Here is a 10690-nt window from a genome sequence, read left to right as displayed (position 1 = left end):
TCCGAGACGGCCGACACCGTCGTGGTGGGCAGCCGGGGGCTCGGCGGGTTCGCCGCGCCGCGCCGCACGGCCTGACCGGCCTGCCTGGCAGCTCGCCGGTCGTCAGCGTCGCCGGCGTCGCCCTCGGCGGCGGGCTGAGCTGGTTCGGCCGCGCGTACGGCTGGGTCGCCGACAGCGTCACCGCGTTCGACGTCGTCGACGCCGGCGGGCGACCGCGGCACGTCACCGCGGACGCCGACCTCGACCTGTTCTGGGCGCTGCGCGGCGGGGGCGGCGACTTCGCGATCGTCACCGCGCTGGAGCTGGCCCTGCATCCCGCGCCGCGCCTGTACGGCGGCCGCGTCCTGTGGACCGCCGAGCACGCCCCCGCCGTCATGGACGCCTACCGGTGGATCACCGCCACGGCCCCGGACGAGCTGACCGTCTGGCTGGACCTGCTCCACTTCCCCGGCGCCGACCCCATGGTCGCCGTCGACGCCACCTACCTCGGCGACCCGGCCGAGGCCCGGGATTTGCTGGCCCCGCTGGACCGCCTGGCGGCGCCGCTGTCCGACAGCAGAGGCGTCATGTCGGCCGCCGAGCTCGGCTCCATCACCGCCGAGCCCACCGACCCCGGCGCCGGCTCCTCCCGGGGCGAGCTGCTGACCGGGCTCGACGAGACGGCGGCCAAGATGCTGCTGGCCGACCCCGTCGCGCCGCTGCTGAGCGTGCAGATCCGGCACCTGGGGGGCGCGCTGGCCCGCCCGTCCGACAGCCCGCACGGCGCTCTGGCCGAGCCGTACGCGCTGTACCTGTTCGGCATCCCCGCCGACCCGGCCACGGCCGAGGCCGTCACGGCCAGGCAGCGCGACCTCGCAGGCGCCCTCCCGGTCAGCGGCCGCAAGCCGTACACCTTCCTCAACCCCGGCGAGACCGCGGCCGACGCCTTCACGCCGGAGGCCCTGGCCCGGCTGCGGACCGTCAAACGCCGCCACGACCCGCAGGACGTCTTCCGCGCCAACTTCCCGGTCGGCGGCTGAACCCGCGTCGGACGGCGCGGGTTCAGCCGCCGACCGGCCGGGCGGGCGCGGCACGGGGCGGGTGCGTCCCGGGATCTGGCGGGCTTCCCGAGGTGAGGACGGTCGGGGGTGGGCTTCCAGACCTGAGGCCGGTCGGGCCGGAAGGGCGGCCGGGGTGGTCGGGGAGGGCGGACGGTCAGGGCGGCCATCGGGAGAGCGTTGAGGTGTCAGGAGGGGAGCCGGTACGGGGACAGGTCCAGCGGCGGGGGCTCGCCGAGCGCGAGCCGCGCGGCGAGGAGCCCAGCGAACGGCCCCGCCGTCAGCCCGTACGCGCTCAGCCCCGTGGCGACCACCACCCGCTCGCCCACACGGCACACCAGGGGCGGACCGCCCGCCCGCACGGGCCGCAGCCCCACCCGCGTCTCGGTCACCGCCGCCCCGGCCAGGCCGGGCGCGAGCCGGAGCCCGGCGCGCAACACCTCGTCCAGCCCGCCCATCGTGACGCGCGGCACGAACCCCACGTCCTCGACCGTCGCCCCCATGACCACGCGGGACCCGGGGAAGCCCAGCAGGTACGGGCCGACGTGGGGAAGCACGATCGGCCACCCGGCCGTGTCGACGCCGTCGAGGGTCGCGTGCACGATCTGGCCGCGGCGCGGGAACACGGGGACCTCCACGCCGAGCGGCCGGCACACGGCCCCGCTCCAGGCCCCGGCCGCCACGACCACCACATCGGCCGCGACCCTTTCCCCGACCGCGTCGCCCGCCCTCGCCCGCCCCGCCACACGTCCGTGGCCCACCGCAGGCGACCCGCCTTTCGCGGTTCCCGACCCAGGACCATCCTCCGCCGTACCCGCTGAGGAACTGCCTTTCGCGGTCCCCGGCCCAGGCTCACCCTGGGCCGTACCCGCAGAGGACTCGCCTTCCGCGAACCGGGACCCCGGCCCGCCGTCCTGCGACTTACAGGTGTCGGAGTCCCACGCGTCCGCCCGCGACCCGGGGTGAGCAGCGGGGAGAGGGGCCGCCTGCCGCCACGACCCGTCGCCACCCACGTCCGCCCGCCCGTGCGCGCCCAGCCCCGACCCGCCATGCCCTGGCGCGGGACCGGCCGACGGGGGAGCGCCCCGATCGCCGCCGAGGTCGTCGGCCGGGTAGGCGTCCGCGTCGACGGGACGCAGCAGGACCTCGCCCCCAGCCGTAAGGGCCGCCGTGCCGGCGCGCAGCTCGGCCCCCTGCCGCACCGCAGCGCGCAGCAGCGCGTCACGTACGGCCCGGCCGTCCACTCGTGCCGCCCCGGGCACGTGGATCGCGCTCAACCCCTCAGCCAGCGGCGGGAACAACTGCGAAGGATCGGGCACCACGGTCACCTCGCCCATCTCGGGCGCTTCAGCGTGCCGCCGCTCCAGCAGCGCCCGCACCGGCCCGAGCTCCGCCGGGTCCTCGGCGACCAGCAGCGCCCCCACCCGCTCGTACCCGATGTCCTCGCCGAGCGCCTCCACCAGTTCCGGATAGTGCCGCGCGCCCAGGCGGGCCAGGGCGTACCAGGCGTCGTCCTCGGGATGGTCCACCCACGGGCACACGATTCCCGCCCCGGCCGCCGTGGCCTGTCCCTCCAGAGCCGCGTCCACCACGATGACGTCCGCTCCGCGACGGCTCAGGTGGTACGCGGTGCTTGCCCCGACGATCCCGCTTCCGATCACTACGACCCGCATGCCGCCATGATTCCAGTCAGGCCGGAACACCAGCGGCCGGACAAAACGCTTGGACATGATCGGAAGGCGTCGCTAGGGTTGGGACCCATGTCCAGCCCCGAGGCGTCAAGACCTTAGCCACCGGTCGTCCGGTGGCCTCTTTCGACGTCGCCCGGCACCCCTCCCGCCCCCACTGAGGCCGGAGGGCACTCGCGCGCGTCCGCTGCCGCCACCGAACCACCGCCAGCGCGGGCCGTGTCCGCCTCGACCAGCACGTCACTCCCGTGACGCTGGAGGACCTCAGCACGCCGGCCGCGCCCACCCGTCTCCGGCACCTCGGCTCTCCGACGCCCGGGCTCGCTCGATGCACCCGGTCCTCTCGTCGCCCGGATTTCCCGGCGCGCAGAGGCTCCCGATGCCTCGGAGCTCGCGGAGCACGCGATGTTCGCCCCGGAAGCGGGTGGGCGCGTGCCGTGCCGGAGCCTCCCCCGTGGCGCCGATGGCCGCGCCGCAGCCGCCTCCGGCTGTGACGCCCCACCGCCTTCCGGAGAGCACGGCCGGCGGCCCGCATCCGTTCGCCTGTCGATCCGATCCATGACATTCGATCCATGACATTCGATCCACGACATTCCGATCCACGACATCGTTGCGGAGTTTCGCCGTGCCTTTCGCCCTTCATCTCCTCGGACTGGCGGTGTTCGCCATGGGAACGTCCGAGTTCATGCTGTCCGGCCTCGTCCCGGACATCGCCTCCGACCTGCGCGTCTCCGTCCCGGCGGCCGGGTCGCTCACCTCGGCGTTCGCCGCCGGGATGATCGTCGGAGCCCCTCTGATGGCCGCGCTCAGCATGCGCTGGCCCCGCCGCCGGGCACTGCTCGTGTTCCTGGTCTCGTTCCTGCTCCTGCATGTCCTCGGCGCGGTCACCGCGAGCTTCGAGGTGCTGCTGGCCACCCGGTTCGCCGGGGCCGTGGCCAACGCCGGGTTCCTCGCGGTGGCCGTGGCCACCGCCGCCGCGATGGCGCCACCGGGGGCCAAGGGGCGCGCCACGTCGATCCTCCTCGGCGGCGTCACCCTGGCCTGCGTCGCCGGCGTCCCGGCCGGGGCGGCGCTCGGGCAACTGTGGGGATGGCGGTCGGCGTTCTGGGCCGTGGCCCTGCTGTCGGTGCCCGCCGTCGCGGCGGTCCTGCGCTCCGTCCCGGCCACAGAGGCCCGTACCGGGACGATCAAAAGCGGCGCGCGACGTGAGGTGAGGGCTCTGCGCAGCCCCGGGCTCATGATGCTGCTTCTGACGGCCGCGCTGGTCAACGGCGCGACCTTCTGCACGTTCACGTACCTCGCCCCTCTCGCCACCTCCGTCGCCGGGATCGCGCCGGGATGGGTGCCCGGGCTGCTGGCGCTGTTCGGCCTCGGCTCGTTCGCCGGGGTGACCGTGAGCGGGCGGCTGGCCGACAGCCGTCCACGTCTCCTGCTGAGCGCCGGTGGTGTGGCGCTGGTGGCGGGCTGGGCGGTGTTCGCGGCGCTCGCGGGCTCGCCGGTGGCCGTGGCGGTGCTGGTCTTCACGCAGGGCGCCCTGTCGTTCGCCGTCGGCTCGACGCTGGTGTCCCAGGTCCTGTACGCGGCGACGGAGGCGCCGACGCTGGCCGGTAGCTTCGCCACGGCGGCCTTCAACGCCGGCGCCGCCGCGGGTCCCTGGCTCGGCGGGCTCATGATCGGCGCCGGTCTCGGTTACCGCTCGCCGGTCTGGGTGAGCGCATCGCTGGTCGCCGTCGCGGTGGCCGTCGCGGCGGCGGCCCACGCCGCGGAACGCGTCATGGACCGCGCCGCCGGACGCGCCCCGGCCGGCCGGCCCAGGACACCGGCGAACTGACCGGCGGGGCCGGAGCGCGTCACGGCTCCAGCAGATGCCCCCGCAGCGCCTCCACGAGGTCGCCGTCCACGCCCAGGTGCTCCGCGACGTACCGTTCGACGGAGCCGTGGGCGGCGGCCAGGTCCGCCAGGAAGAATCTCATGATGTCCGCCGGCGCCCGCCCGTACCCCGGCCACAGGAGGGTGCGGTCCGGGTGCGCGGCGCGCCAGTCGGCGATCAGCCGCTCGGCCGCCAGGTCGGTCAGGGCGAAGTCGGCGACGACGACATCCTCCTCCACCCCCGCCAGCGTGAGCACGAGCGCGGCGAGCAGCCCGGTGCGGTCCTTGCCCGACGCGCAGTGGAACACCAGGGGCGCGCTGTCGTCCGAGGCGATGACCTCCAGCGCCTGCCGCAGTTCCTTAGCGCCGTCGTGCGCGACCTCGGCGTACCGGTCGGCGAGGTAGCGGGCCGTGTCGATGCCCGGGTCCAGCGCCGCCTGGTCGTACGGGCGGTGCTCGACGCTGAGGTTGTGGTACGTGAGCCCGTCGAGGCGCGGCACCCGCCCCTTGGCGGCGATCTCCCACGGGTAGCGCAGATCGATGACCGTGCGCACGCCCAGCTTCACGAACCGGTCCCAGTCCGCGTCCCGCAGCTTCGACAGCGAGTCGGCCCGGTAGAGCCGCCCCCAGCGCACCGAGCGCCCGTCCCGCGTACGGTAACCGCCCAGGTCCCGGAAGTTGTGCACCCGCTCGAACGAGATGTGTCGTGTTGTCACCCGGCCGACCCTACTAGGGCTCCCGCACGGGCTCCCTGGTCTTCGGCGGGGACGACTACCCGGTGCTGACGACGGCCATCGGTCAGCCCGCCCGCCAGCCGTACAGCTTCATCAGCCGGGCCGCGACCCGCGTGAACCGGTCGACGTCGAGCACCGCGCCCTCGCGCCGGATGTCGTCCTCGTCCAGCACGAACACCCGGTCCAGCCGCACGTGCGACACCTTGCCGTCACGGCCCCACGCGCCGATCTCCAGCCACTCCGGGCCGCCGTCGCCCCTGCTGGACAGCATGACGCCGAGCAGCCTGCGTCCCGTGCGGCCGACGACCAGCAGCGGGCGGTCCTTGCCGCGCGACGGGTCCTCCTCGTACGGCACCCATGCCCAGACGATCTCACCGGGGTCGGCCAGGCCGTCGAGGTCGGGGGAGTAGGCCAGCGTGGCGGCCTGGGCCGTCGAGTGGATCTCGCGCACCGCGCCACGCGCCGGGCGCGGGTCTTCACCTTGATCGAACACGTGGGCATCCTAGGCTCTCGGCGCCCTGTCCGCCCACGACGGCCCGACGGATTCACCCGCGCGGCTGCCCCTGCCACTGGTGGTCGCGCCGGGCGCGCCAGGCCTTCGCCTCGCCGTGGCGCCCGGATGCGGGGACCGGTGCGACGGGTGGAAGGCGGCGACGCCGGTGGTCACTCCTGCCGTTGGGCGAGTGCTTCGATGGTGGCGAGCAGGTCGCGGAGCATCTCTTGCTGGTCGCGCGGGATGCGGTCGCGCAGCAGGCGTTCGAGTTCGAGCACGCGATCGTCCGCCTCGTCCAGGAGTCTCCGGCCGGCCGGGGTGACCACGGTTTCGCGGACGTGCCGGTGCAAGGGGTGCGGGGAGCGTTCGATCAGGCCGGCCTTCTCCAGCTTGGCCACCGTTTCGTTCATCGACTGCGGGCTGACGAAACAGCGGCGGGCCAGTTCGGCGCTGGTGATGCCGGGGGTCTCGGTGAGGAGGATCATCACGTTGTACTGCGCCATGGTGAGCCCCGCCGTGCGGACGGCGGCGTCCTTGACCTGCTGGGTGGCGTGCTCGGCGTTCTTGATCGCCGTCAGGAGGCGGCGCCGGGGCAGGAATTCAGGATCCATGAGCGAATTATAAGCCCCTGTCTTTTATCAGGTAGCCTGATATGGCATCGGTGCCCTGCTATCGAAAGGAAAGCCTGATGACCCCTTCGACAACCCCTGCCGACGTTGCCCTGGCCTACCTCGACGCGTTCGGCAAGGGCGACGTGGACAGCGCGCTCGGCCTGCTCTCCCAGGACGTGATCTGGCACGTGGACGGCGCCCCCGGCGTGCCCACCGTCGGTCTGCGCCAGGGCCGGGACCGTGTCGCGCAGTGGCTCGCGGACTTCCCGTCCGCCTTCGAACCACGTGGCGGACAGGTGTCCACCGTCATCGGTCACGGCGACGAGGCGGTGGTGTGCGGTCGCTTCCATCTCCTGGTCAGAGCCACCGGACGCACCGTCGAGGGGGACTACGCGATCCGTTTCACCGTGCGTGACGGGAAGATCGGCCGCTACCAGATCTTCGAGGACTCGCTCGCCCTGGCCGCCGCCTTCGACACCGGCACCACGGCGTTCACCGCGCCGCCTCAGGCGCGGCAGGTGCGGGTCAACGACACCGTTTACGGCTATGACGACACCGGATCCGGTCCGGTGGTGGTGTTCCTGCACGGCCTGTTCGCCGACCGCTCGATGTTCGCCGCCCAGATCCGCGCCTTGAGCGACACCCATCGCTGCGTCGGGGTGGACCTGCCCGGTCACGGTGCCAGCACCTGGCCTGCCGGTGGCTGGACCCTGGACGACATCGCCGCCGACATCGCCCTGCTCATCCAGGAGAGCCACTGGGGCCCGGTCGTGGTTGTCGGCCAGTCGCAGGGCGGAATGATCGCCATGCGGTTGGCGGCCCGCCGCCCGGATCTGGTGCGGTCCCTGGTGCTGACGGGCACCAGTGCCCGTCCCGAGCCCGCCGAACGTCACGACCTGTGGCGGCGCCGCCGGTCGGTGCTCGGCACCGGCACGGCCGAACAGCGGCACGCGGTGATGCGCGAGGTGCAGGAGGCCGCCACCGATCCGCGCTGGCGCACGGCGAATCCCGCCACGGCCGCCGCCGAACTGGATGTGATGGTCGGCCACGACCCGGCCGCGATGCCGCTCGCGCTCGACGCCGCGGTGCTGCATCGCCCCGACATCCGCCACCTGCTGCCCGGCATCCAGGCGCCGACCTTGGTCGTGGCCGGCGCGAACGACCGGGCCATGCCCGTCGAACTGTCGAACGAGATCGCGGAACTCATCCCGGCCGCCCGCCTGCGGGTGGTGCCGGACGCCGCCCACCATCTGCCGCTGGAGGCCCCCGACCAGGTGACCGGCCTGATCGCGCACGTCCTCGCAGATCACACCTCGCCGCGTTCGTAGGCGACGGCGAGTTCGACGCGGGAGCGGAGGCCGGTCCTGGCGTGGACCCGGGTCCGCGGGAGCGGCACGTCTTCCGCGCCAGGGGCGATGCCCGCACCTGGGGGCGGCGATACAGCGACCACCCGGCGGTCAGGCGCAGACACCGCCACCCGGCAAGGCGCCGAGACGGTCCGACGGTGCCGGACGGTCAGGCGGAGCGCTCGGCGCGGTCGCCCGACCAGTCCGTGTGGAAGGCGCCCTCCCGGTCCACCCGCAGGTACGTGTGCGCGCCGAAGTAGTCGCGCAGTCCCTGCACCAGCGCCGCCGGCAGCCGGTCGCGGCGCAGCCCGTCGTAGTAGGCCAGCGCCGACGAGAAGCCCGGCGTCGGCACGCCGATCTGGACGGCCGTGGTGACGACCCGCCGCCAGGCGTCCTGCGCCAGGTTGAGCGCCCCCGCGAACGTCGGGTCCGCGAGCAGCGTCGGCAGCGCCGGGTCGGCGTCGTACGCGGCGCGGATCCGGTCGAGGAACTTGGCCCGGATGATGCAGCCGCCCCGCCAGATGGTGGCCATCGCGCCCAGCTCGAGGTCCCAGCCGTACTCCTTGGAGGCGGCGGCCATCTGGTCGAAGCCCTGCGCGTACGCGACGATCTTGGACGCGTACAGCGCCTGCCGCACGTCCTCGATGAGCTCGCGCCCGCCCACGCCCGACAGCTTCGGCCCCTCCAGGCCCGCGGCGGCGGCGCGCTGCTCGGGGTGCCCGGACAGCGCGCGGGCGAAGACCGCCTCGGCGATGCCGGTGACCGGCACGCCCAGGTCGAGGGCGCTCTGCACGGTCCAGCGGCCGGTGCCCTTCTGCTCGGCCTGGTCGACCACCACGTCCACGAACGGCCTGCCGGTGGCCGCGTCGACCTGGTCCAGCACCTCGGCGGTGATCTCGATGAGGTACGAGCCGAGATCGCCCTGGTTCCACTCCCGGAACACCTCGGCCAGCTCGGCCGGGGTGGCGCCGAGCGCCTGCCGCAGCAGGTCGTACGACTCGGCGATGAGCTGCATGTCGGAGTACTCGATGCCGTTGTGCACCATCTTGACGAAGTGCCCGGCACCGTCGGGGCCCACGTGGACCGCACACGGCACGCCGTCGACCTTGGCCGAGATGTCCTGCAGGATCGGCCCGAGCGCCTCCCACGACTCCTTGGAGCCGCCGGGCATGATGCTCGGCCCGTTCAGCGCGCCCTCCTCGCCGCCGGAGATGCCGGTGCCGACGAAGTGGATGCCCTTCTCGCGCAGCGCCGCCTCGCGGCGCCGGGTGTCGGCGAAGTGCGCGTTGCCGCCGTCGACGATCATGTCGCCGGGCTCCATCAGCTCCGCGAGCTGGTCGATCACCGCGTCGGTGCCCGCACCGGCCTTCACCATGATGATCGCCCGTCGGGGGCGCTTCAGCGAGGCCACGAAGTCCGCGAGCTCCTCGGAGGCGACGAACGTGCCCTCGCCGCCGAACTCCTTGACCAGGTCGTGGGTACGGCTCGCGGAACGGTTGTGCACGGCGACCGCGTAGCCGTTCCTGGCCAGGTTGCGGGCCAGGTTGCGTCCCATGGTCGCGAGACCGGTGACGCCGATGTCTGCCAAGTCCATGTCAGCTCCTCTGTGGGGGATACGCACGGTCAAGCCTCACGAGTTCGACCGGATATTCCCGCCCCGCCGATCGTCGTGGTCACTCGGTGCCGCGCACGCCGAGCTCGTCCAGCCGGCCCAGCATGTCCGCCGGGTCGGAGTACACCCGGAAGGCGCCCGCGCGCTCCAGTTCGTCCCGGCCGTAACCGCCCGACAGCAGCCCGATCCCGAGCGCGCCGGCCCGGCGGGCGGCGAGCAGGTCCCAGACGCTGTCTCCCACCACCATCGCATGCGCGGGGTCCACGCCGACCAGCGCGGCTCCGGCCAGGAACAGGTCGGGGTCCGGCTTGGCGCGGCGCACGAGGTCGCGGGTGACCATCGGCGTGTCCTCGGGCAGGCCGAGCATGCCGAGGGCCAGCCGCGCCGTGCGGGCGTACCCGCTGGTGGCGATCGCCCACGGCACGCCCCGCGACGACAGCTCGGCCAGCAGCTCGGAGGCGCCGGGCAGCGGGCGGACGGAACGCACCTGCTCGGTGTAGGCGTCGGCGTGGGTGTTCTGCAGCTCGTCGATCTGCTCCTGGGTGAGCTTCAGCCCGGTCTCGCGCAGCAGCGCGCTCACGAACAGTCCGCCGCTCATCCCGATGCGCCGGTGGATCCGCCACACCGACAGGTCGATGCCCATCCCGGACAGCGCCTGCCGCCAGGCGATGACGTGCTGGTACACGCTGTCGATCAGGGTGCCGTCGAGGTCGAACAGGAACGCCGGGGTGGGGGCCTGCGGGAAGTGGGTCATTGCTCCATGACACCATGAGCGAATGAGGATCATCATCGCGGGCGGTCACGGGAAGATCGCGCTGCGGCTGGAGCGGCTGCTCGGCGGCGCCGCCGTCGGCCTGGTGCGCAACCCGGCGCACGTGGCCGACGTCGAGGCCGGTGGGGCCCGGGCCGTGGTGTGCGACCTCGAACAGGTCACCGTCGAGGAGCTGGCCGCCGTGCTCGACGGCGCCGACGCGGCCGTGTTCGCCGCCGGCGCCGGGCCGGGCAGCGGGGTGACGCGCAAGGACACCGTCGACCGGGCCGCGTCCGCGCTGCTGGCCGACGCGGCCGAGCGGGCGGGGGTGCGCCGCTTCCTGCAGATCTCCTCCATGGGCGCGGGCAGGCCGCCGGCGCGGGGCGACGAGGTGTGGGCCGCCTACATCACCGCGAAGACCCAGGCCGAGGAGGACCTGCGCGGCCGCGACCTCGACTGGACGATCGTCCGGCCGGGCGGGCTCACCGACGATCCCGGCGCGGGCCGGGTCCGGCTGGAGCCGGAGGTGCCGCGCGGCACGGTGCCGCG

General features: G+C 73.8%; 10 protein-coding genes. 4 read left to right on the top strand and 6 right to left on the bottom strand.

All coding sequences use genetic code 11. From position 1 onward, the window contains the following. A partial coding sequence (locus tag AB0H81_RS41085; RefSeq protein ID WP_358386736.1) for an FAD-linked oxidase occupies positions 1-1019 on the top strand: 1019 nt, incomplete at its 5' end. Between the two features lie 206 nt (positions 1020-1225). Here the strand turns inward: AB0H81_RS41085 and AB0H81_RS41080 are convergent. After that, positions 1226-2710 carry an FAD-dependent oxidoreductase gene (locus AB0H81_RS41080; protein WP_358386733.1) on the bottom strand — a complete coding sequence of 495 codons (1485 nt, stop codon included), beginning with the start codon at positions 2708-2710 and terminating at the stop codon, positions 1226-1228. Positions 2711-3350: 640 nt separating this feature from the next. On the opposite strand from AB0H81_RS41080, the gene AB0H81_RS41075 reads away from it, so the two are divergent. Beyond that, entirely contained in the window at positions 3351-4556 is a 1206-nt protein-coding gene (locus AB0H81_RS41075; protein WP_358386730.1) for a Cmx/CmrA family chloramphenicol efflux MFS transporter, read from the top strand. A gap of 19 nt (positions 4557-4575) precedes the next feature. Here the strand turns inward: AB0H81_RS41075 and AB0H81_RS41070 are convergent, their stop codons facing one another. The 3 genes from AB0H81_RS41070 to AB0H81_RS41060 form a co-directional block, all read right to left on the bottom strand. Then, positions 4576-5310: a tyrosine-protein phosphatase gene (locus tag AB0H81_RS41070; protein ID WP_358386728.1), complete on the bottom strand. Its 735-nt coding sequence runs from the start codon at positions 5308-5310 to the stop codon at positions 4576-4578. Between the two features lie 82 nt (positions 5311-5392). Then, on the bottom strand, positions 5393-5821 hold the full coding sequence (locus AB0H81_RS41065) for a type II toxin-antitoxin system PemK/MazF family toxin (protein ID WP_358386726.1): 429 nt from the start codon (positions 5819-5821) through the stop codon (positions 5393-5395). Positions 5822-5991: 170 nt separating this feature from the next. Next, positions 5992-6432, bottom strand: coding sequence for a MarR family transcriptional regulator (locus AB0H81_RS41060; protein WP_358386723.1), 441 nt, complete (start codon positions 6430-6432; stop codon positions 5992-5994). Positions 6433-6509: 77 nt separating this feature from the next. Between AB0H81_RS41060 and AB0H81_RS41055 the strand changes: the two genes are divergently transcribed. Further along, positions 6510-7760 carry an alpha/beta fold hydrolase gene (locus AB0H81_RS41055; RefSeq protein WP_358386720.1) on the top strand — a complete coding sequence of 417 codons (1251 nt, stop codon included), beginning with the start codon at positions 6510-6512 and terminating at the stop codon, positions 7758-7760. 187 nt (positions 7761-7947) lie between these two features. Here the strand turns inward: AB0H81_RS41055 and gndA are convergent, their stop codons facing one another. Then, positions 7948-9372, bottom strand: a complete 1425-nt coding sequence (gndA, locus tag AB0H81_RS41050; protein WP_358386717.1) for an NADP-dependent phosphogluconate dehydrogenase — start codon at positions 9370-9372, stop codon at positions 7948-7950. Positions 9373-9451: 79 nt separating this feature from the next. Then, positions 9452-10144, bottom strand: coding sequence for an HAD family hydrolase (locus AB0H81_RS41045; protein ID WP_358386715.1), 693 nt, complete (start codon positions 10142-10144; stop codon positions 9452-9454). A gap of 22 nt (positions 10145-10166) precedes the next feature. On the opposite strand from AB0H81_RS41045, the gene AB0H81_RS41040 reads away from it, so the two are divergent. Continuing rightward, positions 10167-10690, top strand: a 524-nt coding sequence (locus AB0H81_RS41040) for an NAD(P)H-binding protein (protein ID WP_358386712.1), incomplete at its 3' end; no start/stop codon positions are given.

The organism is Nonomuraea sp. NPDC050691, assembly GCF_040654455.1.
Lineage (GTDB): Bacteria > Actinomycetota > Actinomycetes > Streptosporangiales > Streptosporangiaceae > Nonomuraea.
The sequence above is the reverse complement of the archived record's forward strand: the minus strand, read 5'-3'. Positions and strand labels throughout refer to the sequence as shown.

Excerpts from the sequence above, each read along its gene's own strand:
- gndA (WP_358386717.1), bottom strand. The coding sequence starts at position 9,372 with ATGGACTTGGCAGACATCGGCGTCACCGGTCTCGCGACCATGGGACGC.
- AB0H81_RS41045 (WP_358386715.1), bottom strand. The coding sequence starts at position 10,144 with ATGACCCACTTCCCGCAGGCCCCCACCCCGGCGTTCCTGTTCGACCTC.
- AB0H81_RS41060 (WP_358386723.1), bottom strand. The coding sequence starts at position 6,432 with ATGGATCCTGAATTCCTGCCCCGGCGCCGCCTCCTGACGGCGATCAAG.
- AB0H81_RS41055 (WP_358386720.1), top strand. The coding sequence starts at position 6,510 with ATGACCCCTTCGACAACCCCTGCCGACGTTGCCCTGGCCTACCTCGAC.
- AB0H81_RS41080 (WP_358386733.1), bottom strand. The coding sequence starts at position 2,710 with ATGCGGGTCGTAGTGATCGGAAGCGGGATCGTCGGGGCAAGCACCGCG.